Annotated in this window: 26 protein-coding genes, 1 tRNA gene and 1 pseudogene; 17 read left to right on the forward strand and 11 right to left on the reverse strand. The window is 67.6% G+C overall.

Features of this window, described 5'->3' with window-relative positions; genetic code table 11:
- Positions 1-89: 89 nt before the first annotated feature.
- From QUE68_RS05760 to QUE68_RS05785, 6 genes are all read left to right on the forward strand, one after another.
- Entirely contained in the window at positions 90-821 is a 732-nt protein-coding gene (locus QUE68_RS05760; protein WP_284231564.1) for a lytic transglycosylase domain-containing protein, read from the forward strand.
- A gap of 81 nt (positions 822-902) precedes the next feature.
- The gene (gene eno / locus QUE68_RS05765; protein WP_284233026.1) at positions 903-2,192 is read left to right on the forward strand and encodes a phosphopyruvate hydratase; all 1,290 of its coding nucleotides are present in this window, start codon (positions 903-905) and stop codon (positions 2,190-2,192) included.
- A 21-nt stretch (positions 2,193-2,213) separates the two neighbouring features.
- Positions 2,214-2,906 (forward strand): FtsB family cell division protein, encoded by a 693-nt coding sequence (locus QUE68_RS05770; protein WP_286275259.1) that lies wholly within the window; start codon positions 2,214-2,216, stop codon positions 2,904-2,906.
- Positions 2,899-3,393 carry a DUF501 domain-containing protein gene (locus QUE68_RS05775; protein ID WP_286275260.1) on the forward strand — a complete coding sequence of 165 codons (495 nt, stop codon included), beginning with the start codon at positions 2,899-2,901 and terminating at the stop codon, positions 3,391-3,393. The genes QUE68_RS05770 and QUE68_RS05775 overlap by 8 nt, the downstream gene beginning before the upstream one ends.
- On the forward strand, positions 3,390-4,331 hold the full coding sequence (locus tag QUE68_RS05780; protein ID WP_286275261.1) for a Ppx/GppA phosphatase family protein: 942 nt from the start codon (positions 3,390-3,392) through the stop codon (positions 4,329-4,331). The genes QUE68_RS05775 and QUE68_RS05780 overlap by 4 nt, the downstream gene beginning before the upstream one ends.
- 92 nt (positions 4,332-4,423) lie before the next feature.
- A complete protein-coding gene (locus QUE68_RS05785) occupies positions 4,424-4,717 on the forward strand; it encodes a hypothetical protein (RefSeq protein ID WP_286275262.1) in 294 nt (97 codons plus the stop codon).
- A gap of 178 nt (positions 4,718-4,895) precedes the next feature.
- On the opposite strand, the gene QUE68_RS05790 is transcribed toward QUE68_RS05785, so the two are convergent.
- Positions 4,896-6,782: a propionyl-CoA synthetase gene (locus tag QUE68_RS05790; protein WP_286275263.1), complete on the reverse strand. Its 1,887-nt coding sequence runs from the start codon at positions 6,780-6,782 to the stop codon at positions 4,896-4,898.
- Between the two features lie 43 nt (positions 6,783-6,825).
- On the opposite strand from QUE68_RS05790, the gene QUE68_RS05795 reads away from it, so the two are divergent.
- The 3 genes from QUE68_RS05795 (at position 6,826) to QUE68_RS05805 (ending at position 9,382) form a co-directional block, all read left to right on the forward strand.
- Positions 6,826-7,710 carry an alpha/beta fold hydrolase gene (locus QUE68_RS05795; RefSeq protein ID WP_286275264.1) on the forward strand — a complete coding sequence of 295 codons (885 nt, stop codon included), beginning with the start codon at positions 6,826-6,828 and terminating at the stop codon, positions 7,708-7,710.
- A 79-nt stretch (positions 7,711-7,789) separates the two neighbouring features.
- Positions 7,790-8,629 (forward strand): class I SAM-dependent methyltransferase, encoded by an 840-nt coding sequence (locus QUE68_RS05800; protein ID WP_286275265.1) that lies wholly within the window; start codon positions 7,790-7,792, stop codon positions 8,627-8,629.
- Between the two features lie 147 nt (positions 8,630-8,776).
- Positions 8,777-9,382 (forward strand): TetR/AcrR family transcriptional regulator, encoded by a 606-nt coding sequence (locus QUE68_RS05805; protein WP_286275266.1) that lies wholly within the window; start codon positions 8,777-8,779, stop codon positions 9,380-9,382.
- 2 nt (positions 9,383-9,384) lie between these two features.
- On the opposite strand, the gene QUE68_RS05810 is transcribed toward QUE68_RS05805, so the two are convergent.
- From QUE68_RS05810 to kdpF, 6 genes are read right to left on the reverse strand one after another with little or no spacing between them, the layout of a single operon-like run.
- On the reverse strand, positions 9,385-10,071 hold the full coding sequence (locus tag QUE68_RS05810; RefSeq protein ID WP_284231547.1) for a response regulator: 687 nt from the start codon (positions 10,069-10,071) through the stop codon (positions 9,385-9,387).
- Complete coding sequence (locus QUE68_RS05815; protein WP_455012864.1) at positions 10,068-12,611, reverse strand: DUF4118 domain-containing protein; 2,544 nt, start codon at positions 12,609-12,611, stop codon at positions 10,068-10,070. Before QUE68_RS05815 ends, QUE68_RS05810 begins: the two co-directional genes overlap by 4 nt.
- Before the next feature lie 23 nt (positions 12,612-12,634).
- A complete protein-coding gene (locus QUE68_RS05820; protein WP_286275267.1) occupies positions 12,635-13,510 on the reverse strand; it encodes a potassium-transporting ATPase subunit C in 876 nt (291 codons plus the stop codon).
- 1 nt (position 13,511) lies between these two features.
- Complete coding sequence (gene kdpB / locus QUE68_RS05825) at positions 13,512-15,656, reverse strand: potassium-transporting ATPase subunit KdpB (protein WP_286275268.1); 2,145 nt, start codon at positions 15,654-15,656, stop codon at positions 13,512-13,514.
- Between the two features lies 1 nt (position 15,657).
- Positions 15,658-17,328: a potassium-transporting ATPase subunit KdpA gene (gene kdpA, locus QUE68_RS05830; RefSeq protein WP_286275269.1), complete on the reverse strand. Its 1,671-nt coding sequence runs from the start codon at positions 17,326-17,328 to the stop codon at positions 15,658-15,660.
- Positions 17,328-17,417 carry a K(+)-transporting ATPase subunit F gene (gene kdpF / locus QUE68_RS05835; protein WP_284231541.1) on the reverse strand — a complete coding sequence of 30 codons (90 nt, stop codon included), beginning with the start codon at positions 17,415-17,417 and terminating at the stop codon, positions 17,328-17,330. Before kdpF ends, kdpA begins: the two co-directional genes overlap by 1 nt.
- A 326-nt stretch (positions 17,418-17,743) precedes the next feature.
- Between kdpF and QUE68_RS05840 the strand changes: the two genes are divergently transcribed.
- Positions 17,744-18,913, forward strand: a complete 1,170-nt coding sequence (locus QUE68_RS05840; protein ID WP_286275270.1) for a hypothetical protein — start codon at positions 17,744-17,746, stop codon at positions 18,911-18,913.
- 119 nt (positions 18,914-19,032) lie between these two features.
- A tRNA-Leu gene (locus tag QUE68_RS05845) sits at positions 19,033-19,106 on the forward strand.
- Between the two features lie 135 nt (positions 19,107-19,241).
- Here the strand turns inward: QUE68_RS05845 and QUE68_RS05850 are convergent.
- Positions 19,242-19,991, reverse strand: coding sequence for a M15 family metallopeptidase (locus tag QUE68_RS05850; protein ID WP_286275271.1), 750 nt, complete (start codon positions 19,989-19,991; stop codon positions 19,242-19,244).
- A gap of 93 nt (positions 19,992-20,084) precedes the next feature.
- A complete protein-coding gene (locus QUE68_RS05855) occupies positions 20,085-20,651 on the reverse strand; it encodes a hemerythrin domain-containing protein (protein ID WP_284231536.1) in 567 nt (188 codons plus the stop codon).
- A gap of 192 nt (positions 20,652-20,843) precedes the next feature.
- On the opposite strand from QUE68_RS05855, the gene QUE68_RS05860 reads away from it, so the two are divergent.
- Positions 20,844-21,086, forward strand: coding sequence for a hypothetical protein (locus QUE68_RS05860; protein WP_286275272.1), 243 nt, complete (start codon positions 20,844-20,846; stop codon positions 21,084-21,086).
- 13 nt (positions 21,087-21,099) lie between these two features.
- Here the strand turns inward: QUE68_RS05860 and QUE68_RS05865 are convergent, their stop codons facing one another.
- Positions 21,100-21,906 (reverse strand): sulfite exporter TauE/SafE family protein, encoded by an 807-nt coding sequence (locus QUE68_RS05865; protein WP_284231534.1) that lies wholly within the window; start codon positions 21,904-21,906, stop codon positions 21,100-21,102.
- Positions 21,907-21,939: 33 nt separating this feature from the next.
- On the reverse strand, positions 21,940-22,299 hold the full coding sequence (locus QUE68_RS05870) for an Rv2640c family ArsR-like transcriptional regulator (protein ID WP_284231532.1): 360 nt from the start codon (positions 22,297-22,299) through the stop codon (positions 21,940-21,942).
- A gap of 97 nt (positions 22,300-22,396) precedes the next feature.
- On the opposite strand from QUE68_RS05870, the gene QUE68_RS05875 reads away from it, so the two are divergent.
- The 5 genes and pseudogenes from QUE68_RS05875 to QUE68_RS05895 all read left to right on the forward strand — a co-directional run bounded on the left by QUE68_RS05875 (position 22,397) and on the right by QUE68_RS05895 (position 26,095).
- The gene (locus QUE68_RS05875) at positions 22,397-22,807 is read left to right on the forward strand and encodes an ArsI/CadI family heavy metal resistance metalloenzyme (protein ID WP_284231530.1); all 411 of its coding nucleotides are present in this window, start codon (positions 22,397-22,399) and stop codon (positions 22,805-22,807) included.
- Between the two features lie 7 nt (positions 22,808-22,814).
- The gene (gene arsB / locus QUE68_RS05880) at positions 22,815-23,900 is read left to right on the forward strand and encodes an ACR3 family arsenite efflux transporter (protein WP_284231529.1); all 1,086 of its coding nucleotides are present in this window, start codon (positions 22,815-22,817) and stop codon (positions 23,898-23,900) included.
- Positions 23,888-24,310: pseudogene (locus QUE68_RS05885) on the forward strand (arsenate reductase ArsC); the annotation flags it as partial. The gene arsB and the pseudogene QUE68_RS05885, both read left to right, overlap by 13 nt.
- 78 nt (positions 24,311-24,388) lie before the next feature.
- Entirely contained in the window at positions 24,389-25,192 is an 804-nt protein-coding gene (locus QUE68_RS05890; RefSeq protein ID WP_286275751.1) for an SDR family oxidoreductase, read from the forward strand.
- A complete protein-coding gene (locus QUE68_RS05895) occupies positions 25,193-26,095 on the forward strand; it encodes a DMT family transporter (protein ID WP_286275273.1) in 903 nt (300 codons plus the stop codon).
- The last annotated feature ends 38 nt before the right edge of the window (positions 26,096-26,133 follow it).

Here is a 26,133-nt window from a genome sequence, read left to right on the forward strand (position 1 = left end):
GCGATCGGTACGCCTCGTCGAAAGGGTCCCGGGGGGTGGTCGGAACGCGTGGGACGATGGCAGGGATCTAAGAGTGTCGAGGGAGTCCGGTGTCGCCAGTGCGTTGGCTGCGGGCCGTCGCGATCGTCATCGCAACGGCCCTGCTCATGGCATCGTCCTGCTCGTGGCAGACCGGCATTCCGATCCCCGAGGGCGTGCCACCGCCGCCGGGTGACCCGGTTCCCCAGATCGACACGCACGCCAAGGGCCGGCCGGCGGACCAACTGCGGGAGTGGGCGGCGCAGCGCGCACCCGCTCTCGGCATCCCGGCGACGGCGCTGGAGGCCTACGCGTACGCGGCGCGGGTCGCCGAGGTGGAGAACCCGAAATGCCACCTGGCCTGGACCACGCTGGCGGGGATCGGCATGGTCGAGAGCCACCACGGCACCTACCGCGGCGCGACGATCGCCCCCGACGGTGACATCACGCCGCCCATCCGCGGGGTCCGGCTCGACGGTTCGATGGGCAACATGGCAATCCCGGACACCGACGGCGGCGTACTGGACGGCGATCGCCTGATGGACCGGGCGATGGGGCCGATGCAGTTCATCCCCGAGACCTGGAAGCTGTACGGCGTCGATGCGAACAACGACGGCATCGTCAGCCCCGACAACATCGACGACGCGGCGCTGTCCGCGGCGGGATATCTCTGCTGGCGCGGGAAGGACCTCGCCAAGCCGCGGGGCTGGATGGACGCGCTGCGCGCCTACAACTTGTCCGACCAGTACGCCAGGACGGTCCGGGACTGGGCGACCGCCTACGCCGAAGGTCATTCCCTGTGACCGGCGCGGCTCTCTCGGCGGCGGGAAACCGCACGCTCTAGGCTGTCAGCGTCCGCATCAGCACCACGCGAGGAGACGTCAGTGCCCGTCATCGAGCAGATCGCAGCCCGAGAGATTCTCGACTCCCGCGGCAACCCGACCATAGAGGTCGAGGTGGTGCTCGATGACGGCACCTTCGCCCGCGCGGCGGTGCCGTCGGGCGCCTCGACCGGTGAACACGAGGCCGTCGAACTCCGCGACGGCGGCGACCGCTACGGCGGCAAGGGCGTCGAAAAGGCGGTCAAGGCCGTCCTCGACGAGCTCGCCCCGGCCGTGATCCATCTCAACGCCGACGATCAGCGGCTCGTCGACCAGGCGCTGCTCGACTGCGACGGCACCCCGGACAAGTCCCGCCTCGGCGCCAACGCGATTCTCGGGGTCTCCCTCGCCGTGGCGAAGGCGGCCGCCGACGCCGCAGGCCTTCCCCTGTTCCGCTACCTCGGCGGACCCAACGCCCACATCCTGCCGGTGCCGATGATGAACATCGTCAACGGCGGCGCCCACGCCGATACCGGCGTCGACGTCCAGGAGTTCATGGTGGCGCCGATCGGTGCGCCGTCATTCAAGGAGGCGCTGCGCTGGGGTGCCGAGGTCTACCACTCGCTGAAGTCGGTCCTCAAGAAGCAGGGTCTGGCCACGGGTCTCGGTGACGAGGGCGGCTTCGCCCCGGACATCGCGGGCACCAGGGCGGCGCTCGACCTGATCAGCATTGCCATCGAGGCGACCGGCTTGAAGTTGGGCTCCGACGTGGCGCTGGCCCTCGACGTGGCGGCGACCGAATTCCACACCGAGGGCAAGGGTTACGCGTTCGAGAAGGAGACCCGCACGGCCGCCCAGATGACGGAGTTCTACGCCGGACTCATCGACGCCTACCCGCTGGTGTCCATCGAGGATCCGCTGTCCGAGGACGACTGGGACGGGTGGGTGTCGCTCACGTCGGCGATCGGTGACCGGGTCCAGATCGTCGGCGACGACCTGTTCGTCACCAACCCCGAGCGGCTCGAGGAGGGCATCGAGAAGGGTGCGGCCAACGCGCTGCTGGTGAAGGTCAACCAAATCGGCACGCTCACCGAGACTTTGGACGCCGTCTCGCTGGCGCACAACAGCGGGTACCGCACGATGATGAGCCACCGCTCGGGCGAGACCGAGGACACCACGATCGCCGATCTGGCCGTCGCCGTGGGCAGCGGGCAGATCAAGACCGGCGCGCCCGCCCGCAGTGAGCGCGTCGCCAAGTACAACCAGCTGCTGCGCATCGAGGAGGAGCTCGGCGACGCCGCACGGTACGCCGGCGACCTCGCGTTCCCGCGGTTCGTCGTCGAGACCCGATAGCCGCGCGGCGGTCATTCGGTCATGCCCGACGCCAAGCGGCCCGACCCCCGGCGACGCACGCCCGCGTCGCGGCCGGGGAAGGGTGGCGGTCGGCCGCGGGGGGCGTCCCCGATCCGGCGGGAGCCGCGCGCGATCGAGCCGCGGCCCGCACCGGAGTCCGCGGCCGAGGTCACCGACGACGAATCGGGTGACGACGCGGCCACCGGCGTCATCGAACCGATCAAGAGGGCGATCGCCGACGCCGCCGAACAGCAGTCCGATCAACGGTTGGGCTCGGCGGCTCGACGCGCCGCGATCCTGGCGGCCGTGGTGTGCGTGCTGACGCTGACCATCGCGGGCCCGGTGCGGACGTACTTCGCGCAGCGGACCGAGATGAAGCAACTCTCCGATGCCGAGGCCCAATTGCGTTCGCAGATATCAGATTTGGAGCAGCAGAAGATCAAGCTCGGCGACCCGGTGTACATCGCGGCACAGGCCCGCGAGCGGCTGGGCTTCGTCATGCCCGGTGACATTCCCTATCAGGTGCAGCTGCCGCCGGGTGAGGTTCCGCAGGCGGCGCCCGGCGTGGATCCCGTGGCGCCGACGTCCGGCCAGCCGTGGTACACCTCGCTGTGGCACACGATCGCCGATGCGCCGCACGGGGTTTCGCAGATCCCACTGGCACCCCCGCCGCCACCACTGCCCGCTCCCGTCCCGCCGCCGCCCGGTGGTTGACCGCGCCGATCTCGACGCCGTCGCGCGCCAACTGGGCCGTGACCCGCGAGGTGTCCTCGAGATCGCCTACCGCTGCCCCAACGGTGAACCGGGTGTGGTGAAGACCGCGCCGACACTGCCCGACGGAACACCGTTTCCGACGCTGTACTACCTGACCCATCCCGCGCTGACCGCGGCGGCCAGCCGACTGGAGTCCGCGGGGTTGATGCGGGACATGACCGAGCGGCTGGCTGATGACCAGGACCTGGCCGACGCCTACCGGCGGGCGCACGCGTCATATCTGGCCGAACGCGACGCCGTCGAGCCGTTGGGCACCACGTTCTCCGGTGGTGGCATGCCCGACCGCGTCAAGTGCCTGCACGTCGTGATCGCGCACTCGCTGGCCAAGGGTCCCGGCGTGAACCCCTTCGGCGACGAGGCACTGGCCATGCTGGCCGTCGAACCGGCAATGGCCGGAATCCTGGACCGAGAGGTATGGACGTCATGACGAGGGTCGCTGCAATCGACTGTGGTACCAACTCGATTCGGCTGCTGATCGCCGACGTGACGGGCGACGGGCTGACCGACGTGCACCGCGAGATGCGGATCGTGCGGCTCGGCGAGGGCGTCGACGCGACGGGCAGCTTCGCCCCGGCCGCCCTCCTGCGGACGCGGGCGGCGCTGGCCGACTACGCCTTCCTGTTGCAGACCCACGGGGTAACGACGGTGCGGATGGTCGCGACGTCGGCGACCCGCGATGCGGCCAACCGCGACGAGTTCTTCGCGATGACGGCCGACGTGCTGGGCGAGGTGGTGCCGGGTGCCGTCGCCGAGGTCATCACCGGTACCGAGGAGGCCGAGCTGTCATTCCGCGGCGCTGTCGGCGAACTCGACTCCACCGCAGCACCTTTCGTCGTCGTCGACCTCGGTGGCGGATCGACGGAGGTGGTACTGGGCAGCGCGGCCGGCGTGGAGGCGAGTTACTCCGCGAACATCGGCTGCGTGCGGCTGACCGAACGGTGCCTGGCTTCCGACCCGCCCACCGAGGCCGAGGTGGCCGATGCGCGCGCGGTCGTCCGTGACGGTCTCGCGGAGGCCTTCGCGGCCGTCCCCGTGGAGCGGGCGCAGACCTGGGTCGGCGTGGCGGGCACGATGACCACCCTGTCGGCGCTGGCGCTGAATCTGGCGACCTACGACTCCGAGGCCATTCACCTGTCCCGCGTCGGGTTCGACGATCTGCTGACGGTCTGCGGCGGGCTGCTCGCGATGACACGCCGCCAGCGTGCGGCGCTGGGACCGATGCACGAGGGCCGGGTGGACGTGATCGGTGGCGGCGCCATCGTGGTCGAGGAGCTGGCGCGCGCCCTTGGCGAGCGGGCCGGGATCGACGAGCTGGTGGTCAGCGAGCACGACATCCTCGACGGCATCGCCTTTTCGATTGCCTAGCTCTTTCGATTGCCTAGCCAGGTTTCGAGGCCCCCCGGCGCCGGGTATTGACGGTCTGCCCGAGCGGGCAGGGTTCGACAAGGGGAGACACCATGGCCAATGAGCACACTCGCGGAGTCGACGACCCGGCTGCCGAGATCTTGGCGACCGGCGGCCTGATCACGCTGCTGGGCTCAGTGGTGGCCGCCGTGATCGCCGTGGTGTACCTCGGGGACGGGAATATCGCGATGGCGGCGCTTCTCGGCTCGGTCGCGTTGGTCAGCTTCGTGGGCAGCCTGGTGTGCTTTGCCGCGGACAGCAATCGGTCCGACGACGCCCCGCTGCCGTTCCCGAGTTGGTTGCGTACCAAATCGGAGACGGCAGCCGAGCTGCCGGCATTGCAGTAATAGGGCGGGTGTCAGCGCCGCACGTTGCAGTTGGGCGGGTTTCCACAATGGTGGCCGCCATCGCACGCGTTGCAATGACAGTTGCAGCCGCCGGCCTTCTGGTCTGGAATTCGCATGGCAATCCACCTCTGCTCAATCGGTCGAACATTCATCTATGACGATTAGACGATATGTCCGATCACTCCCTCATGGGTTCGGACTTGAGGATCGATGTGAGGGCGTCGAGAACGCCAACGTCCTCGATCGTCGACGGAACGGGTTCGTCGCGGCCGTCGGCGATGCCGCGCATGGTCTTGCGCAGGATCTTGCCCGACCGGGTCTTCGGTAGGGCGGGCACGATGTCGACGCGTTTGAGGCTGGCGACCGCACCGATGTTGTCCCGGACCGCGGCGACCAACTCCTCGACCAGACCGTCGGCGGACGCGCCCGACTTCAGCACGACGAACCCTCTAGGCACCTGGCCCTTGATCGGGTCGGAAACACCGATCACCGCGCACTCGGCGACCGCGGGATGCGTCGCGAGGGCCGCCTCGATGGCGCCGGTCGACAACCGGTGCCCGGCGATGTTGATGGTGTCGTCGGTGCGGCCCATGACGAACAGGTAGCCGTCCCAGTCGAGATAGCCGCCGTCCCCCGAGAGGTAGTAGCCCTCGAACGCCGACAGATACGACGCGACGTAGCGATCGTCGTCACCCCACAGCGTCGGCAGGGTGCCCGGCGGCAGCGGGAGCTTGATGCAGATCGACCCCTCTTCGCCTGCGGCGCACTGCGTTCCGTCGGGTCGGAGGACGCGGACGTCATAACCGGGCATCGGCACGGTCGCCGAGCCGGGTTTGATCGGCATCGTCTCGACGCCCATCGGCGCAGCCGCGATCGACCAGCCGGTCTCGGTCTGCCACCAGTGGTCGACGACGGGGATGCCGAGCTTCTCCGAAGCCCAGTGGTACGTCGCGGGGTCCAGTCGCTCGCCCGCCTGGAACAGGTAGCGAAGCGAGGACACGTCGTAGCGGGTGAGGAGGGTGGCGTCGGGGTCGTCCTTCTTGATGGCGCGGATGGCCGTCGGCGCCGAGAAGAGCGCCTTTACACCGTATTCGGCGACGACCCGCCAGAACGCTCCCGCGTCGGGGGTTGCCACCGGCTTGCCTTCGTAGAGCACGGTGGTGGCGCCGAGCAGCAGCGGGCCGTAGACGATGTAGGAGTGGCCGACCACCCAGCCGACGTCGGACGCGGCCCAGTACACGTCGCCGGGTTCGGTGTCGTAGATGTGGCGCATCGTCCACAGCAGGGCGACGGCGTGGCCGCCGTTGTCGCGGACGATGCCCTTGGGCTTGCCGGTCGTCCCGGAGGTGTAGAGCACGTAGAGCGGATCGGTCGCGGCCACGGGCACCGGATCGACGGGCTGTGCGTCGGTCATCGCGTCGGCCCACGAGACGTCGCGGCCGGGCGTCAGCTCGCACGGCGCCTGATCGCGCTGGAGGACGACGCAGGCGGGAGTGGTGTGCTCGGCGAGGTCGAGCGCGTGGTCCACCATCGACTTGTAGTCGACGATGCGTGTGGGTTCGATACCGCACGACGCCGACACGACGACGGCCGGGCGCGCGTCGTCGATGCGGACCGCGAGCTCGTGCGCCGCGAAACCGCCGAACACCACCGAGTGCACGGCGCCGAGTCGGGCGCAGGCCAGCATCGCGATGACGGCCTCGGGCACCATCGGCATGTAGATGACGACGCGGTCGCCCTTCCCGACGCCGAGCCCGCGCAGCACCCCCGCGAAGCGCGCGGTCTCGTCGAGGAGCTCGCGGTAGGTGTAGGTGCGTTTGGTGCCGGCCAGCGGCGAGTCGTAGATGAGGGCGGCCTGCTCGCCGCGGCCGTGCTCGACGTGGCGGTCGAGGGCGTTCGCGCAGGTGTTGAGCTCGCCGTCCGGGAACCACCGGTAGAACGGCGGATGGTCGTCGTCGAGGACGCGCTGCGGGGCCTTGGTCCACGTCACCTCGCGGGCGGCGTCGCCCCAAAAGGTGCGTGCGTCTTCGATACTGGCGTCGAACATTTCGCGGTACCTGGCCATACCTGCGACGGTACTGCCTTCGGGGGTCCCTTAACCTGGAGTCGTGAGTAGTCTCGTGCCGGCGATCGATGGCGTGCGCAGGTCCTTCGTCGAGGCCCGCGGGGTGCGCTTCCACGTCACCGAGGCGGGTCCTCCGGACGGCAGGCCGGTGCTGGCCCTGCACGGCTGGCCACAGCACCACTGGGTGTACCGCGACTTGCTCGCCGACCCCCCTCCCGGGTTGCGGATCATCGCGCCCGACCTGCCGGGCTACGGGTGGTCCGGGCCTGCGCCGCACGCATGGGCCAAGGACGACGTCGCCGCTGACGTGCTGGCCTTGATGGACGCGATGGGTCTCGATCGGGTGCTGCTCGTCGGACACGACTGGGGTGGCTTCGTGGGGTACCGGATGGTGCTGGCCGAGCCGGAGCGGTTCGACGGCTACCTGGTGATGAACATGGCGCACCCCTGGCAGACGCCGCGGACCATCCTGCCGCACTTCTGGCGGTTCCTGGCCTACCAACCGTTCGTGGCCTCGATCGGCATGCTGCTGCAGCGGCGGACGCCGTACCTGGAGCGCGTCATCTACCGGGTCGGCCCCAAGGCGCATCGCGTCAAGCCCGCCGACGCGCGCATCTACGCCGAACGCTTCCGCGATCCCGTGGTGGCCCGCGCCGCGACCGACACCTACCGCACGTTCCTGCTGCGTGAATTGCCAGCGGGAGCAAGGGAACCCGAGCAGCGCCGGGCGACGGTGCCGATCCGCGCGCTGTTCGGGATGGCGGACTTCGCCGTGCACCCGTCACTCGCCGACCCCGCGACCGCCAACGCCGACGACTACACGTTCGAGCCGGTCGATTGCGGGCACTTCGTCATCGACGAACGCCCCGAGCTGGTGCGGGCGAAGCTGATCGCCTTCGCCGAGGAGACCGCCCCGCCCACGCCCTAGCGCGATTTCGGCGCGCGAACAGTCGCTGAGCGAACGTTTGCGCGCCGAAATCGGCGGGGGGGTCTGTCAGAATCACGCGATGACCGACGACTGGCGTGCCATCAACCTGGCGAATTGGGAGTCGCGGGTGCCGATGCACACCGGTCCCGACGGCTACGACCTCGCGAGCTTCGACGACCCGGCGTACCTGTCCCCGGTGGTGCGCTACGACCTGCCGAGGCTCGGGCGGCTCGACGGGCGGGACGTCGTCCACCTGCAGTGTCACATCGGTACCGACACCGTGTCGCTGGCGCGGCTGGGAGCAAAGTCGGTAACGGGTCTGGACTTCTCTGCCTCCGCCGTGGCGGCGGGACGCACACTGGCTGCCCGCGCGGGCGCCGACGTCGCGTTCGTCGAGGCCGATCTGCACGACGCCGTCGACGCGCTCGGACCCGGCTGCGCCGACGTCGTATACACCGGGATCGGAGCGCTGTGTTGGCTGCCCGACGTTCGCCGCTGGGCGGGGATCGTCGCCACGCTGCTGAGGCCCGGTGGCCGCTTGTTCATCCGGGAGGGCCACCCCGTGCTGTGGGCGATGAGCGACCCTCGCCCGGACGGGCTGCTGGTCATCGAATACCCCTACTTCGAAACGGCGGGAACGGTTTTCGTCGAGCACGACAGCTATGCGGGATCGGGCACCGTCGAGTCGCCGGAATCGGTCGTGTTCAATCATGGTCTCGGCGAGATCTTCTCTGCGCTGCTCGACGCCGGGCTGGTGATCACCGCGTTCGAGGAGCATCGGGAACTCGCCTGGAACTACTTCGGCGAGGCAATGTCACCGAGCCCCGACTTCGAGGGTGAGTTCATCCTCACCAGCGGTGGCGAGCGAATGCCGATGACCTATACGCTGCAGGCATTCAAGATCGACTCGCAGAAGTAAATGCCGGGGCGGATCCAGTCCCCTCCTCTGGACCCGCCCTTGCCCAGCAAATATAGACACAACCGTTCATTGATCGCAATCGGGTGCGGTGAAGGTGGTCCTACAGTTCGTGAACTCCGCAAGCATTCACGTCGAGCAGGTCGAGGTATGACCGACACCAGACGACTCAGTCCAGGGCGGCATCAGCTCAGTCGTGACGAGGTCCGGACCAACCAGCGCGAGCGCATCTTCGCCGCACTCGAGACCGTGATGTCGGTGAAGGGTTACCCGGACACCAGCGTGGCCGACGTCATCAAGGGCGCCGGCGTCTCTCGGCAGACCTTCTACCAAATGTTCCGTTCCAAACAGGACTGCTTCGTCGCGGGCTTCGCAGAGCGGCAGGGGGCGGTGATCGAGCTGATCATGGCTACACCCGAGTCCGATGACCCGATGACCCGCTTCGAAAGCCTGCTGAGCAATTACCTCGCCGCGATGGCCGCGAACCCGGCGCTGTCCCGCCTGTATCTGATCGGCGTGTACGCGGCTGGGCGGGAGGCGATTGCCGTGCGCCTCGGACTCCAGCAGCAGTTCGTCGACGGTGTCGCGATGGTGTTCGGCGCCAGGACGGACCTGCACCGCTTCAGTTGTCAGGCCTTGGTCGCGGCGATCTCCACGCTGGTGACCAATGCCCTGCTCGACGACGATCCTCAGACGGTGCTCGATCTGACCAAGCCGCTCGTCGAGGTCGCCAGGAAGATCATGACCCAGCAGTAGCCCTACTCCTGGAAGCGATACCCCATGCCGGCCTCGGTCAGCAGGTGCTTGGGATGGCTGGGGTCCGCCTCGAGTTTGCGGCGCAGCTGCGCGAGGTAGACCCGAAGGTAGTGGGTCTCCTTGGCGTAGGCCGGTCCCCACACCTCCTTGAGCAACTCCTCGCGGCCTACCAGCTTGCCGCGGTTGCGCACCAGCATTTCGAGCATGCCCCACTCGGTGGGGGTCAGATGCACCTCGGCGCCCTCTCTGATCACCTTCTTGGCCGCCAGATCGACTGTGAAGGAGGCAGTTTCGATCACCGGCTGGTCAGTCTCGGAGGCGGCGGCGCCACGGCGCACCGCGGCGCGCAACCGGGCGAGGAACTCGTCCATGCCGAACGGCTTGGTCACGTAGTCGTCGGCGCCGGCGTCGAGTGCCTCGACCTTGTCCGAGGAGTCGGTGCGCGCCGACAGCACGATGACCGGCGCGGTCAGCCAACCCCTGAGGCCCTGCAGGACCTCGATGCCGGACATGTCGGGCAGGCCGAGGTCGAGGACGACGACGTCGGGCTTGTGTTCGGCGGCGAGGCGCAGCGCATTCGCGCCCGTATCGGCGGTGTCCACGTCGTAGCCGCGAACGGTCAGGTTGATGCGAAGCGCGCGCAGGATCTGCGGCTCGTCGTCGATCACCAGCACCCGGGTCTTGATCATCGCTCGTCATCCCGTGGCGCGGCGAGATCGATGACGACCGTCAGCCCGCCGCCGGGGGTGTCCGTGGCGGCGATGGTGCCGCCCATCGCCTCGACGAAACCTCGCGCGACCGAGAGACCGAGGCCGACGCCAGTGTTGTTGTCGCGGTCGCCCATTCGCTGGAACGGTGCGAACATCTGTTCCTCGGCGCCCCTCGCGATACCCCTGCCCTCGTCCACGACGGCGATCACCACTCGGTCGCCGACCCGCGCCGCATTGACCCGGACCGGGCCGTCGGCGGCGTAGCGCAAGGCGTTGTCGACGACGTTCACCAGCACGCGTTCGAGGAGTCCGATGTCCGCCATGGCCACGGCGTCACCGACCTCCACCTTTACCCGGTCCACTCCGGATGTGCCGAATCCGGTTGCCCCCCGGCTGATTCCGACCAATGCCCGCTGTACGGCCTCTTCGAGGTAGACCCGTACCAGGTCGGGTCGTACGACACCGGCGGCCAACCTCGACGAGTCCAGGAGATTGCCGACGAGTGCGGTCAACTGGTCGACGGATTCCTCGACCGCGGCGAGCAACTCGGCGGTGTCCTCCGCAGAGAAGTCGATGTCGTCGCTGCGCAGGCTGGACACCGATGCCTTCGCGGCCGCAAGAGGGGTGCGGAGGTCATGGCTGACCGCCGAGAGCAGCGATCGGCGCAGTTCGTCGGCCTTCGCGATGGCCTCCGCCTGACCGGCCTCCTCGATCAGCTGACGCTGGCGAACCAGCCCGGCGGCCTGATTCGCGACGGCGCCCAGCACGCGACGGTCGCGGGCATTGAGCGCCTTGCCGGTCATCACCATCCAGAACTCGTCGTCGCCGACTTCGACTGCGGTGTCGGCAGAGTCGACGTCGGCGCACGGATCGTCGCCCACGCACGCGACGACCGTGCTGCCGTCGGGACCCTCGCGCAGCATGCTCACCGACCGCTGTCCGTAGGTCTCCCTGACCCGTTCCAGCAGGGCGGTGAGATCGGCGCCCCGCAGCACGGACCCGGCGAACAGCGCCAGCAGTTCGGCCTCCTGCGAGGCGCGACGGGCCTCGCGTGTGCGGTTGGCCGCGCCGTCGACCAGAGCGGCGACCGCCACCGCGACCGCGAGCAGCACCACCACGGTGACGGCGCTGTCCGGCTCGGCCATCGTGAAGGTGTGCTTGGGTTCCACCAGGAAGTAATTCAGCAGCAGCCCGGACAGCAGTGCGGACAGTGCCGCCGGGGCGACGCCGCCGAAGAGGGCGACGACCAGCACGCCGACGAAGAACAGCGCGCTCTCGCCGCCGATGCCGAGGAACCGCTGCAGGAAGACCACCGTCACCGCACAGATGGCCGACGGGACGATCGCGGCCGCCAACCACGAGGTGAGGTGACGCTGGCGGGGCGTCAGCGACGTCAACGCCGACCCGGCGTTGGCGTGGCCGTGGGTGACCATGTGGACGTCGATCTTGCCGGAGTTCTGCACGGTGGCCGCGCCGATGCCCTCGTCGAGGATGCGCGCCCAGCGTGAGCGTCGCGACGTGCCGAGCACCAGTTGCGTCGCGTTGACCTCGCGAGCGAATTCGAGCAGGGCGGCGGGGACGTCGTCGCCGACGACGGTGTGCACGGTGGCGCCGAGGCTGGTGGCCAGTTCCCGCACTCGATCCATCCCGCCCGCGCCGCGGTCGCTGGCCACCCCTGCCAGGCCGTCGCCGCGGACGACGTGCACGACCATCAGTTCGGCGCTCGACTTGAAGGCGATGCGGGACGCGCGGCGGACCAGTGTCTCCGACTCGGGGCCACCGGTGACGGCCACGACCACGCGCTCGCGGGTCTCCCAGGTGGCGGTGATCCTGTTCTCGGCGCGGTACTTCGCCAGCGCGGCGTCGACCTGGTCGGCGAGCCACAGCAGCGCGAGTTCGCGTAGCGCCGTGAGGTTGCCGCGCCGGAAGTAGTTGCTCAGGGCGGCGTCGATGCGTTCGGGTGCGTAGACATTGCCATGGGAGAGCCTGCGCCGCAACGCCTCCGGGGTGATGTCGACGAGTTCGACCTGTGACGCGCCGCGAACCACCGAGTCGGGCACGGTCTCCTGCTGCTCGATCCCGGTGATCTGGGCGACGACGTCGTTGAGGCTCTCCAGGTGTTGCACGTTGACCGTCGAAAGCACCGAGATGCCCGCCGCGAGCAGCTCCTCCACGTCCTGCCAACGCTTGGCGTTCTTGCTGCCGGGGGTGTTGGTGTGGGCGAGCTCGTCGACGAGCACCACCTCGGGGTGGCGCGCCAACACCGCGGGCACGTCGAGTTCGGCGAACCGCCCGCCGCGGTAGTCGACGTATCGCGGCGGGACGGCCTCGATGCCCTCTCCCAGCTCGGCGGTCTTCGCGCGGCCGTGGGTCTCGACGACCGCGGCGACCAGGTCGGTGCCACGCTCTGCGCGGCGATGCGCCTCGCCCAGCATCGCGAAGGTCTTGCCGACGCCTGGCGCCGCACCCAGATAGATGCGCAGTTCCCCGCGTTTGGGACCCTGTTGGCCGACGCTCACGTCCTCATCATCCACCTGCGCGCTCAGCTCCCTGCGGGATACTTCTGATCGAGCGCGAGATTGAGCTCGAGCACGTTGACCGCCGGCTCGCCCATGAACCCCAGGGCGCGCCCAGAGATGTTGTCGGCGAGCAGGTTACGCACCTCGTCCGGGACGATGCCGCGCGCCTTCGCGACGCGTGCGACCTGGATGTCGGCGTAGGCGGGGGAGATGTGCGGATCCAGCCCGCTACCGCTGGCGGTCACGGCGTCCGCAGGCACTGCCGGTTGGGCCGGCGCCGCCCCGCGGACGGGCACGATCTGGCCCATCGAGTAGTCCTCACCGTACGTCGCGCACGTCACCCGAACGCCCTCGTAGACGTCGAGGAACGGCGTCGTGGTGGTGGTGCACGACTGGTTGAGGCTCACGACCTGAGTGGGTCGCACGACGGTGCCGCGTGCGTCGCGCGGCCCGATCACTGACAGCACGGCGCCGACGCCGTCACCGGTACAGAACGGCCGCGATCCGTCGACCCCTTCGAGCGCGCCGACCGCCGCGCTGCGCGAGCACACCAGCGTCAGCAGGCTGGGCTTGTCGGGGGTGTCTACGACGTCCTCCGGCCCGAGGTTGCTCGCGCTGGTGGCCAGCGGGTCGTAACCGTCGCCTGCGGCCGACGGCCGGCTCTGGAAGTACTGCGGCAGCGGGCTTCCGCTGGCGTCGGTGAAGGATTGACCGATCAGCGTGCTGCCCACCGGCTTGCCGCCGACGGTGATGATCGAACCCTGCGCCCGGTGGTCGAACCCCGGTAGAAGGGCCACCGCCCATACGACGAGCGGGTAGGCCAGGCCGGCGATCGCGGTGAGCACCAGCAGTGCGCGCAGCGCGGCCCAGTGTTGGCGAATGACGTTGGAGAGATTCATGTTAGGACATCCCAGGAAGGAGTTGGACGACGAGATCGATGAGCTTGATGCCAATGAACGGGGCGACGATGCCGCCAATGCCGTAGACGTAGAGGTTGCGGCTCAACAGCTTCGACGCACTGCTCGGGGTGTAGCGCACACCGCGCAGCGAGAGCGGGATGAGCGCGATGATGATGATCGCGTTGAAGATGACCGCCGACAGGATCGCCGAGGTCGGACTGTGCAGGCGCATCACGTTCAGCAGGTCCAGGCCGGGGAACAGTGCGACGAACATCGCCGGGATGATCGCGAAGTACTTGGCGATGTCGTTGGCGATCGAGAACGTCGTGAGAGCCCCGCGGGTGATGAGGAGCTGCTTGCCAATCTCCACGATCTCGATGAGCTTGGTCGGGTCGGAGTCGAGGTCGACCATGTTGCCGGCCTCCTTGGCGGCCGACGTGCCCGTGTTCATCGCGACGCCGACGTCGGCCTGAGCCAGAGCGGGGGCGTCGTTGGTGCCGTCGCCGGTCATCGCGACGAGCTTGCCGCCCGCCTGCTCACTCTTGATCAGGGCCAGCTTGTCCTCTGGGGTGGCTTCGGCGAGGAAGTCATCGACGCCGGCTGCCTCGGCGATGGCCTTGGCCGTCAACGGGTTGTCGCCGGTGATCATCACGGTGCGGATGCCCATCCGACGCATCTCGTCGAAGCGTTCGCGCATCCCCTCCTTGACGACGTCCTTGAGGTGGATGACGCCGAGCGCCCGCGCAGCGCCGTCCCGTACCTCGCCGACGACCAGGGGCGTACCGCCGCTCGCGGACACCTCGTCGACGATGCCGGCGAGCTCGGCAGGCACGGTGCCACCGCTGGTTCGCACCCAGTCTGCGACGGAAGCGGCTGCGCCCTTGCGTAATTGATGACCGTCCTCGAGGTCCACACCGGACATGCGGGTGGTGGCGGTGAACTCGATCCAGGTGGCGTTGGTCAACTCGCCCGGCGTGCGAGCGCGCAGGCCGAACCGCTCCTTGGCGAACACCACGATCGAGCGTCCCTCCGGGGTCTCGTCGGCCAGGCTGGAGAGCTGCGCGGCGTCGGCGAGCCGTTCGGGGCTGACGCCTGGCAGCGGAAGGAATGCACCCGCTTGGCGATTGCCGAGCGTGATGGTGCCCGTCTTGTCCAGCAGCAGCGTGTTGACGTCACCCGCGGCCTCCACCGCGCGCCCCGACATGGCGAGCACGTTGCGCTGTACCAGCCGGTCCATCCCGGCGATGCCGATCGCGGACAACAGCGCGCCGATCGTCGTCGGGATGAGACAGACCAGCAGGGCGACCATGACGATCCCGGTGACGCCGTTGCCGTCGAGCGCCTGAGAATCGGGCACGCCGGGGTTGTTGGCCTTGGAGAAGATGGCGAGCGGTTGCAGGGTGGCGACCGCGAACACGAAGATGATCGTCAGCGCGGCCAGCAGGATGTTGAGCGCGATCTCGTTGGGTGTCTTCTGCCGGTTGGCACCCTCGACGAGGGCAATCATCCGGTCGATGAAGCTCTCACCGGGCTTCTGGGTGATCTTGACGACGATGCGGTCCGACAGCACCGTCGTCCCGCCGGTCACCGCGGACCGGTCGCCACCGGACTCGCGGATGACCGGAGCGGATTCACCGGTGATGGCCGACTCGTCCACCGACGCAATGCCTTCGACGACGTCACCGTCACCGGGGATCGCCTGACCGGCTTCGACCACCACGATGTCGCCCTGCTGCAGGAGCGGCGCGGCGACCTCCTCCTCGGTGCCGGTGTCGCCGGGTGACCAGCCGGTGAGGCGGCGGGCCATGGCGTCGGACTTGGCGCGTCGCAGGCTTTCGGCTTGGGCCTTGCCCCGGCCTTCGGCCACTGCCTCGGCCAGGTTGGCGAAGACGACGGTGGCCCACAGCCAGAAGACGATCAGCCAGGCGAACCACGTCGAATCCCGCACGGCGAGAACGGTGCTCCACACCGCGCCGATCTCGACGATGAACATGACCGGGTTGCGCCACAGTGTGCGCGGATCGATCTTGCGCAGGGCATCGGGGAGTGCGTTCAGGAGCATCGTGGGATCGAGCAGTCCGCCCTTGACGGTGGACCGGGGGTTCGGTTCGTGGCGGTGGGGTGCCGTGGCGATGGTGGTGGACATGTCAGTGAATTCCTTCAGCGAGGGGACCGAGTGCGAGCACGGGGAGGAAGGTCAGGGCGACGAGGATCACGGTGACGCCGACGACCATGCCGACGAACTGCGGCCGGTGGGTGGGCAAGGTGCCGATCGACTCCGGCGTGGTGCCCTGTTTGGCGAGGGAACCGGCCAGTGCCAGGACCAGGATCAGCGGCAGGAACCGGCCGAAGACCATCCCCAGACCGAGTGCGGTGTTGTACCAGTCGGTGTTGACGCTGAGGCCGGCGAATGCCGAACCGTTGTTGTTGGCCGCAGAGGTGAAGGCGTACAACACCTCTGAAAGACCATGCGGACCGCTGTTGAGCATGCCGGCCCGTTGGCCCGGTAGTGCCATCGCGGTTGCCGTCCCGACGAGCACGAGCAGCGGGGTGACGAGGAAGTAGCTTGCGGCCAGCTTGATCTCGCGCGGCGTGATCTTCTTGCCGAGGTACTCCGGCGTCCGGCCGACCATGAGCCCGGCGATGAACACGGTGATGACGGCCAGGATCAGCATGCTGTAGAGCCCCGAACCCGTTCCGCCGGGGGCGATTTCGCCGAGCTGCATGTTGAACAGCGCCATCATGCCGCCGAGGCTGGTGTAGGAGTCGTGGAACGAGTTGACCGCACCGGTGGAGGTGAGCGTGGTGGCGTCGGCGAAGATCGCGGAGTCGAACACGCCGAATCGTTGTTCCACGCCCTCGGTGGCCGCGCCGATCGCGGTGGGGTTGGTGCCGTGGGCCTGCAGCTGGAAGAAGCTCATCAGGGTGACGCTGATCAGGGCGATCGTGCCCATGACGGCGACGATGGCGTACCCCTGCTTCTTGCTGTCCACCATGCGGCCGAACGTGCGCGGCAACGAGAAGCTGATGACCAGCAGCAGGAAGATCTCGATCCAGTTCGTCCACGTGGTCGGGTTCTCGAACGGGTGCGAGGAGTTGGCGTTGAAGAACCCGCCACCGTTGGTGCCCAGTTCTTTGATGGCCTCCTGGCTGGCGACGGGACCGCCGGTGATCGCCTGCTGGGCGCCGCTCAGGGTGGTGACGATCTGATCGTGCAGGTGGAAGTTCTGGATCACCCCGCCGCCGATCAGGATGAGGGCCGCAACGAAGGCGATCGGCAGCAGGATGCGAATGACGCCGCGTACTAGGTCGACCCAGAAGTTGCCGAGGTCGGTGGTGCGGCGGCGGGCTAACCCGCGGACCAGTGCGATCGCGACGGCCATGCCGACGGCGGCGGAGACGAAGTTCTGCACCGTGAGGCCGGCCATCTGCACCAGGTGGCCCTGGGTGCTCTCACCGGAGTACGCCTGCCAGTTGGTGTTGGTGACGAAGCTGATCGCGGTGTTCCAGGCCAACGCCGGGGTCATGGGCGTGGCGGGGTCGTTCAGGTGCAGCGGCAGTTTGCTCTGGACCAGTTGGAAGGCGAACAGGAACAGGATGCTGATGCCGGAGAACGCGAGCACGCTGCGGGCGTAGGCGCCCCACGTCTGTTCGGACTTGGGATCGGCGCCGATCAGGCGGTAGATCACCCGCTCGACGCGAGAATTGTTGTGCGAGTTGTACACCCGGTACATGTAGTCCCCGAAGGGCACGTGCACGGCGGCGAGCGCCAGGATGAGCAGAGCGAGGAAGGTGATCCCCGCGGTGGTCGTACTCACTAGAACCTCTCCGGGAAGAGGAGCGCGGCCACCAGGAACAGCGCGAGGCCGATCGCCAGGAGCAGACCGACGGTGTTCTCGAAGCTCACAGTCGCTCGACCAACTTCTGCACCAGGCCGAGCAGGGCGAAGATCGCCACCGTCAGCACGACGTACACCACCACGGACATCTCGTCTCCATCTCAGTTTGGGCCCGTCACGAGCCGACACCGAAGTCAACGCCCGGCCGGGGCCGAATCCGATTGCCTTGACGGTTTCTTGATGCTCCCGAGGGGTTCGTTTACGCAGTCCTTGCGGTGCCAGAACGTGCGATCGGATCCGGCTAGGACGGCCACCGGCTACTGTCACTGACGTCAATTGATTCGGCGACGTCTGCGGGTATGGCGTGCCACAGTCACGAGGGTTGGGGTTTGCACATGGAGGCTTCTATTCGGCCGTGGTTCACCACGGGAATCGCATTGGTCGGTGCCAGCGCCATAGCGCTCACACCGGTCAGCCCGATGCCCGCGGCTCCGCGGGCGCTGGACGTGTCGAGTGCGTCGGCCGCCGTGGCGCGGGAGTTCCAGCTCACGGCCCTCGACATCCCCTACATCCTGACCTTGCCGATCATTCGTCAGAACATCCTCAACACCATCGAGAACTGGGCCGTGTACTTGGCGGGCTTCGGCAAGGCCGGCGTTGGCGCCCTGCAATCCCTGCTGGCCATTCCGGGCGTGACCGTCGAAGCGATCCAGGAGGTGTTGGCGCTCAACTTCGTGGGCGCCTTCGACACCGTCGCGACCGCGATCAGAGATTCGGTGATCGCCGTCGGACAGCCCCTGCTGGACTCCATCATCTGGCGCAACCAGAAGGCACTGCTGGTCCAGGCGGCACTGAGTGCCGCGGTGCCGCAGGCGTACATCTCCGTGGCCAACGGTTTCCTGACCGCCGGGAACCTGGTGACGACGTCGCTGATCGTCGGCACGCAAGACTTCGTTGCGGCTCTGCTGACGCTCAACATCAGCAACATACTGAACGCGGCCATCCAGGGAACGCAGAACTTCATCGTCGCGCTGGGTCAGGGCGCGGGAGCGATCGTCGGCGGGATCGAAGCCGCGCAAATGGGTATCGCCGGCGCGCTGGCGACCACGCCACCGCCCTTCCCGGCCTTCGCGACCGCAGCGACGAATGTCTCGACGCTCAGCGCGTTTTCGGCGGAGAACACCATCACCCTGCGGTCCTCGAACGCTGCGGCGTTCTCGGAGGCGCCGGCTGAGGAGGAGTCGACGGGCCCCACGGGTGAGGTGCCTGAGGTCGTGCCGACGCCCGACCCCGTCGAGAGCACTGCGTCGTCCCCTACGGACGAGACGAAGGTCGTCGTGCCCGACGTGGAGAAGGGCACGACCGTGAAGTCCGAGGTGGTCAAGGACACGACACCCGAGGTGACTACGCCCGCGGACACGACCCCCACCAAGCCGGTGAAGGACGTGGAGAAGGAGCCCGCGGCGCCCAGTGCCGAGAAGGTAGGCGCGGCCGACAAGGACTCCGGCGCGAACAAGGACGCCGGGAGTGATTCCAAGCCGGCGTCCTCAAATGGTGACGAGTAGGCCGTGCGCGACAGCGACATTCAGGGCTGACGGGTCTCGAAACCTGCGGTCCGGGGCTGGTCGTGGGCATCGGATCTGTCCGGCGGGCCGTGGTTGGGTAGCGTCGTCACCGGCGTGACGCCCCCATAGCCCAATTGGCAGAGGCAGCGGACTTAAAATCCGTACAGTGTCGGTTCGAGTCCGACTGGGGGCACTGGGACTTGCCTACGCGCGAGATTGATCAATGGACGGCGGCTCACCCGATGGCGGAGTCGCCGTCGCGCCTACGCAGGGTCGCGGCCTACGACGGACCCCGCGACCGCGTCCCCCAATCGTCAAGAGTCAGTCATTACTCGGTCAGTGAGGACGGGTCGACCGGGAAGTCGAAGTAGGTGTCCGGGTAGCTCTCTGGCTTGAACGTGAAGTGCCACCACTCGTTTTCGTAGTTCTCCAGCCCCTGCTTCTCCAGGCCGTCCTTGAGTAGCAGGCGATTCTTCAGCTGTTCGTCTTGAACCCGAGGATCCAGCGTGTGGGCCAGGGTGTCGAAACAGTCATAGCCGGTGCCCATGTCGATGCTGTTGTCGGGGAATCGCTCTGCCGGCGGCCCAACGCAATCGGTCAGCGGTTCGCCCGGGACGAAGGGGCGCGTCTGCTCCACGGGCAGCGGCACGAGCGTCAGGTCCATGGTGCTGCCCCGGCTGTGACCCGACTGCTCGGCGATGTAACCGTCGAGGAACAGGTTCGCCTTGTCCACCCGTGGGTAGAACTCGGCCTTCATCCGTTGATCCCCGAGATCCTCGGCCCATGAGACGAAGTCGTTGACGGCACGCTGGGGCCGGTAGCAGTCATAGACCTTCAGCGTGTAGCCCTGCTCGAGGAACTCGACTTGGGCGCGGTGCAGTGCGTTGGCGGTGTCGCGAGTGAGAATGCACATCGGTGCCTGGTACCCGTCGACGGGGTCGCCGGTGAAATTGTGCGGGGTGGCGTATCGGATGTCATAGGCAATCGTGGGGTCGACGTCGCTGAGCGAGACGAAATCTGCTGGCGCAGTGGGGTCGGGCTCGGCGGACGCGGTCGGTGCCACGGATGCCGAAGCCAACAGTGCCCCACCCGCCAATGCGGCCAGTACGCGCAAGAGCCTCGTGCTCGGGCTATGGCTTCTCGATCCTGTTCCTGCTCGCGAGGTCACCGGCTAGCGCAAGGCGCTCTGAATGACGTCCCGCGCGCGGTCGAGCATCGAAGCGAAGGGTCCGGCCAGGAAGTTCGCCTTCGCCGATTCCACCCCGGGGTGAGGACGCGTCGGTGCGATCGCCTCAGCGGCCCGCACCGCGTCGACCATCCGCTTGAGGTCCTTCGCGCTGACCTCTCGCCGCAGCGCGGCGAATTCCTCGGTCTCCTCGCGGTCGGCGTGCTCGACCACGGCTTGCTGAAAGTTCTTCAGCTCGGCCAAGAATTCGGGTGAGCCGATGTCCATCTGCTCCAATTTCTGCAGCTGCACCTTCGCGTCGTGCTCCTCCTTGAGCCGAGCGTCGACGATGTCATCGCCGCCGTCGATCTCGCCGCGCGCACGGGGATGGACGACCATCTCCTCGGCAGTCTCGTGCACGGCGAGGAGTTGGCGCAGATCCTGGAACGCCGTCTGGCGGGCATCGTCGCTCGACGCAGACAGCACGTCGTCGAACATGTCCTTGATCAAGTTGTGCTGACCTTCGAGAAACTTCACGACGTCGTCGGTCGATTGCACGAACGTTTCAACCATGGGAGACCTCCATCGGGTCCGTTGATCGACGCTTGCGGGCCGAGCGTCATTGATCACATACCCGGTATCGCCGCTGGTAACCGCAGCGACCCGGAGTTCGGCCCATTGAACTGCGACGCGAAGAGCGATCACCCGGGTACCCGGCGCCCGAAGTGGCGTCGGCAAGACGCGTGACTGGCTACATTCGTCGCCATGGTCAGACTGACGTTGCTGGCAGGTGGTGTCGCCGCGGGACTCCTCCTGGCTCCGACGGCGAGCGCCCAGCCGACGTCGTGCGACCCGAACTATTCAGGGGCGTGCGTTCCCATCGCCAGTGACGTCGACTGCGCCGGCGGCAGCGGCAACGGTCCGGCGTACGTGTCGGGCCCCGTGACCGTGGTCGGCGACGACATCTACGACCTCGACCGCGACGGCAACGGGACCGGGTGCGAGTAGATCGGCGCGTGCTCTAGCTCGTGAGCGTGAACCCCAAGCGGACCACCTCGATCACGAGGACCGAGAGCAGCAGCCTGAAGACCCACTTCGCGGCGTGGGGTCCGAGGGCGAGGCGCGCTCCCAGCAGTGCGCCTGCGATGCTGCCGACGCCGAGCCACGCCGCTACCGCCCAATCGATTTCACCTCGACTCCAGAAGACGAGCACCGAGACGAGTGCCGCCGCTCCGAGCGCCATCACCTTGATGCCGTTGGCCTCACGGATGGCGTAGTGGCCGACGAGAATCAATGCCGCCAGCGCGAAGGTCGCCGAGTCGACGGCGATGAGTCCCGCCCACACCCCGACCGCTCCGATTAGCAGCATCACCAGCGGCCCCCTGTTGGGTGGCTGATCACTATGGTCCGCGGCCAGCCATCGGCCCGGATTGGCGCACAGCAGGATGAAGGCGAACACCACGGCGAACGTGACCAGGGCGGTGGTGTTTCCGTCGCCGACCATCGAAGCGACCAGGGACCCCAGGATGGCGCCGAGAACCGCAGGGATCGCGAAGCGGATGCCGTCCCGCCACGGCAGGTGGCCGGCGCGATGGAATCGCCATGCCGCCGTCGCACAACCGATGACGATCGGGACCCGGTTGGAGGCGTTGGCCACCACGGGTTCCACGCCGAGTGCAATGAGGATCGGCAGGGTGACCGCCGACCCGCTGGAGGCCACCGTGTTGAGAAACGCGCCGACGAGGCCGGCCAGGATCAGGACGGCGACCGACGTCACGACGACGCCCGCCGGGAGATGCGCATGCATCAGTATTGACGAACCCGTCAATATGCGACGGTAATCCGGTGCCGGTTTTCGGGCCTACCGGCAGCAACTGGGATCGAGCACGGAGCACAGCGCGCCGAAGGCGTCGGGGGCCGGGCGATGGAAGACGCGCATGCCGCGTCGATCCGACACGATGAATCCGGCGCGCCGGAGCTGGGCCATGTGATGGCTGACCGTTGACTCGGTGAGTCCAAGCGCCGCGGCGAGTTCGCCGCTGTTCTCCTCCGTCGCGGCGGAGCTGAAGAGCATCGACATGATCTTCACCCGCACCGGGTCGGCGAGTGCCTTGAGGCGCAACGCCACCTCGAGCGCGTCGTCGTCGCTCATGGGTCCGGCGGCCATGGGCGCGCAGCACACCGGTGCGGTCATGTCGATCGTCGGCAGGGTCTTGGGCACGATCCGATCCTGCCATAGATTGACATATATCGAAAACGTGGCATCGTAGCCGGTACGCCTGGTTCGACATAAGTCACAGAGGTAAGGAGATCGCATCATGTCCCGCGTCCAACTCGCGCTCAACGTCGACGACCTCGACGAAGCAATCACGTTCTACTCCAAGCTCTTCAACACCTCGCCCGCCAAGGTCAAGGAGGGCTACGCGAACTTCGTCGTCGCCGAGCCGCCACTGAAGCTGGTCCTGTTGGAGAACCCCGGCAAGGGCGGCACCATCAATCATCTGGGCGTCGAGGTCCCATCCAGCGACGTGGTGCACGACGAGATCGCCCGCCTCACCGGGGAAGGCCTCTTCACTGACGAGGAGATCGGCACCACCTGTTGCTTCGCCACCCAGGACAAGGTCTGGGTCACCGGACCCGGCGGCGAGAAGTGGGAGGTCTACACCGTTCTCGCGGACTCCGACACCTTCGGAGCCGAGCCGGCGGCCACGACCAACGCCTGCTGCTGAGCCGCACGTGAGCACCCCGGTCGCAGCCAACGATCACCCCCCGGTCATCGAGAAGCTCTCCCTGCTGGACCGTTACCTGCCGGTCTGGATCGGCATCGCGATGGCCGCCGGCCTCCTCCTGGGCCGGCTGATCCCAGGACTCGACGCCGCGCTGAATTCCGTTCAGGTCGACGGCATTTCGCTACCCATCGCGCTCGGCCTGCTGATCATGATGTACCCGGTGCTGGCCAAGGTGCGCTACGACCGCCTCGACACCGTCACGGGCGACCGCAAGCTCCTCGTCAGCTCGCTCGCCCTGAACTGGGTGCTGGGTCCCGCGCTCATGTTCGCTCTCGCGTGGCTGCTCCTCCCGGACCTGCCCGAGTATCGCACCGGCTTGATCATCGTGGGCCTCGCCAGATGCATCGCGATGGTGATCATCTGGAACGACCTCGCGTGCGGCGACCGCGAGGCCGCGGCAGTCCTCGTCGCGCTCAACTCGATCTTTCAAGTCGTCATGTTCGCCCTGCTCGGCTGGTTCTACCTGTCGGTGCTGCCGGGGTGGCTCGGGTTGCCGCAGACCACGATCAGCACGTCGCCGTGGCAGATCGCCAAGTCCGTGCTGATCTTCCTTGGCATCCCCCTGCTGGCCGGTTATTTCTCGCGCCGTTTGGGCGAAAAGGCCAAGGGCAGAACGTGGTACGAGTCGACGTTCCTGCCGAGGATCGGACCGTGGGCTCTCTACGGACTGCTCTTCACCATCGTCATCCTGTTCGCCTTGCAGGGTGAACAGATCACCAGCCGCCCGCTCGACGTGGTGCGGATCGCCCTGCCGCTGCTGGCCTACTTCGCCATCATGTGGGGCGGCGGCTACCTGCTGGGGGCGGGGCTCGGCCTGGGCTATCAGCGCACCACCACGCTGGCGTTCACCGCGGCGGGCAACAACTTCGAACTCGCCATCGCCGTGGCCATCGCCACCTACGGTGCCACCTCGGGACAGGCGCTTGCCGGCGTCGTCGGCCCGCTGATCGAAGTTCCCGTGCTCGTCGCGCTGGTGTACGTCTCCCTGGCCCTACGACGACGCTTCACCGCCACTGAGGTGAGGACGTCGTGAGCGACGAGAAGCCCACCGTGCTGTTCCTGTGCACGCACAACGCGGGCCGGTCCCAGATGGCGCTGGGGTTCTTCAATCACCTCGCGGGCGACCGGGCCGTGGCGTGGTCCGGTGGTTCGGAGCCGGGCAACGCGATCAACCCGTCGGCGGTGAAGGCAATGGCCGAGGTTGGCATCGACATCACCGGCGAGTACCCGAAGCCCTGGACCGACGAGGTCGTCCGGGCTGCCGACGTCGTGGTCACCATGGGGTGCGGCGACACGTGCCCCTACTATCCCGGAAAGCGTTACGAGGACTGGGATCTGCCCGACCCCGCGGGCCAGGGCGTCGACGCGGTCCGACCGATCCGCGACGACGTGGAGGGACGGGTCCGCCACCTTCTCGACCAGCTCGGCATCGCCCCCGGTTGAACCCCGATATGCTCGCTGGGTCGTCGAGCCGGGGGGAGCATGGCCGTGGACCTCGAGCGTGCGCTGCGGCTGGCGGGAATGCGCCCCGTTCCACGCCTGCACGCCCGCCACGGTGTCGACCTGAGCGGCAAGCGGATCCTGCTCACGGGTGCGTCGTCGGGCATCGGCGCACACGCCGCTGGCAAGCTCGCCGCGCAGGGTGCGACGGTCATTGCCGTGGCCCGGCGCGGGCACCTGCTGGCCGAGGTGGTCGATGAGATCACCAGGCTTGGGGGACAAGCGATTTCGATGCACGCAGACCTCGCCGACATGGACGCCGTCGACGAACTGGTCGAAGCGGTCGGCCACGTCGACATCCTGATCAACAACGCGGGCCGGTCCATCCGCCGGCCGCTGCTCGAATCGCTCGAACGGTGGCACGACGTCGAGCGCACCATGATCATCAACTACTACGCGCCGCTGCGGCTGATCCGCGGGCTGGCTCCCGGAATGATCGAACGTGGCGATGGGCACGTCATCAACGTCTCCAGCTGGCGCGTCATGCCGGAGTCCTCGCCGCTGTTCAGCGTCTACAACGCCTCGAAGGCTGCGCTCAGTGCCGTCAGTCGGGTCATCGACAACGAAATGGCCGACTACGGTGTGCATTCCACGACGATCTACTACCCGTTGGTGGACACCCCGATGATCGCTCCGACCCGCGCCTATCAAGGACTGGCTGCGCTCAGTGCCGACGAGGCCGCGGAGTGGATGGTCACCGCCGCACGGCACCGCCCGATCCGGATCACGCCCCGCAGGACGTTGGCGTTGCGCGCACTCGACATCGTCTCACCCCGGCTCCTCAACTCCGTGACGAAGCGGTCGACACCCAAGTCTGCGGTCTAGATGGCTGACGGGACGGCGGGCCACCGGCCCGAAAACCTGGTTCTGGGAGCCATTCTCACGACGACGGCCTTCTTCTGCGTCGCGCTGGTGGGCGCGTTGGCGAAGGCGTCGGGACGCTACACCTCGACGGGCGTGCTGCTGCTCTTCCAGAATGCGATCTGTCTTCTGTTCGTCATCCCGGTGGCGTTGCGCGGCGGCTGGACGTCGCTGCGGACCGGCAGGATCGGCCTGCATCTCGTGCGAGCGGCGACCGGCACCGCATGCTGGTATGCGCTCTTCTTCGCGATCGCCCGGATCCCATTGGCCAATGCGACACTGCTGACCTACAGCGCCCCGCTCTGGATGCCTCTGGTCGCCTGGGCGGTCACGCGCCAGCGCGTGGCGAGCGCCACCTGGGTCGGCGCCGGTGTGGGCTTCGCCGGAGTGGTCCTCGTCTTGCAGCCGCAGGGTCACGGCTTCTCGCTGGGCGAGGTGTCGGCGCTCGCCGGGGCGCTCTTCCTGGCGGTCGCGATGATGTCGGTCCGATGGCTCGGGGCGACGGAGCCGATCACGAGAATCCTGTTCTACTACTTCCTGCTGTCCACCGTGATGTCGATTCCCCTTGCGGTGCTCGACTGGCAACCGTTCCCGCCGCGAGCCTGGCCATGGTTGATCGGTCTCGGCTTCGCGCAGTTGCTCTCACAGATCTTGATCGTGGTGGCCTACCGGTACGCATCGGCGGAGAAGCTCGGCCCGTTCATCTACTCCGTCATCGTCTTCACGGCGGTCATCGATTGGATCGTTTGGGACCATCCGCCGACTCTGTTCACGTATCTGGGTATGGCGTTGGTCATCGGAGGCGGGCTGGTGGCGGTCAGGGCGAAGCCGCGTACGGCAGTGCAGCTAAGACCTGCGGTTACCTAGAAACTGTCGAATGCGTCAATAGCAAACGGCCCCGATGC

Source organism: Mycolicibacterium sp. TUM20985, from assembly GCF_030295745.1.
Lineage (GTDB): Bacteria > Actinomycetota > Actinomycetes > Mycobacteriales > Mycobacteriaceae > Mycobacterium.

Excerpts from the sequence above, each read along its gene's own strand:
- QUE68_RS05785 (WP_286275262.1), top strand. The coding sequence starts at position 4,424 with ATGGCCAATGAGCACACTCGCGGAGTCGACGACCCGGCTGCCGAGATC.
- QUE68_RS05780 (WP_286275261.1), top strand. The coding sequence starts at position 3,390 with ATGACGAGGGTCGCTGCAATCGACTGTGGTACCAACTCGATTCGGCTG.
- QUE68_RS05805 (WP_286275266.1), top strand. The coding sequence starts at position 8,777 with ATGACCGACACCAGACGACTCAGTCCAGGGCGGCATCAGCTCAGTCGT.
- QUE68_RS05895 (WP_286275273.1), top strand. The coding sequence starts at position 25,193 with ATGGCTGACGGGACGGCGGGCCACCGGCCCGAAAACCTGGTTCTGGGA.
- QUE68_RS05770 (WP_286275259.1), top strand. The coding sequence starts at position 2,214 with ATGCCCGACGCCAAGCGGCCCGACCCCCGGCGACGCACGCCCGCGTCG.
- QUE68_RS05855 (WP_284231536.1), bottom strand. The coding sequence starts at position 20,651 with ATGGTTGAAACGTTCGTGCAATCGACCGACGACGTCGTGAAGTTTCTC.
- QUE68_RS05875 (WP_284231530.1), top strand. The coding sequence starts at position 22,397 with ATGTCCCGCGTCCAACTCGCGCTCAACGTCGACGACCTCGACGAAGCA.
- QUE68_RS05800 (WP_286275265.1), top strand. The coding sequence starts at position 7,790 with ATGACCGACGACTGGCGTGCCATCAACCTGGCGAATTGGGAGTCGCGG.
- QUE68_RS05790 (WP_286275263.1), bottom strand. The coding sequence starts at position 6,782 with ATGGCCAGGTACCGCGAAATGTTCGACGCCAGTATCGAAGACGCACGC.
- kdpB (WP_286275268.1), bottom strand. The coding sequence starts at position 15,656 with ATGTCCACCACCATCGCCACGGCACCCCACCGCCACGAACCGAACCCC.
- QUE68_RS05890 (WP_286275751.1), top strand. The coding sequence starts at position 24,389 with ATGCGCCCCGTTCCACGCCTGCACGCCCGCCACGGTGTCGACCTGAGC.
- QUE68_RS05810 (WP_284231547.1), bottom strand. The coding sequence starts at position 10,071 with ATGATCAAGACCCGGGTGCTGGTGATCGACGACGAGCCGCAGATCCTG.
- QUE68_RS05860 (WP_286275272.1), top strand. The coding sequence starts at position 20,844 with ATGGTCAGACTGACGTTGCTGGCAGGTGGTGTCGCCGCGGGACTCCTC.
- QUE68_RS05820 (WP_286275267.1), bottom strand. The coding sequence starts at position 13,510 with ATGAATCTCTCCAACGTCATTCGCCAACACTGGGCCGCGCTGCGCGCA.
- QUE68_RS05840 (WP_286275270.1), top strand. The coding sequence starts at position 17,744 with ATGGAGGCTTCTATTCGGCCGTGGTTCACCACGGGAATCGCATTGGTC.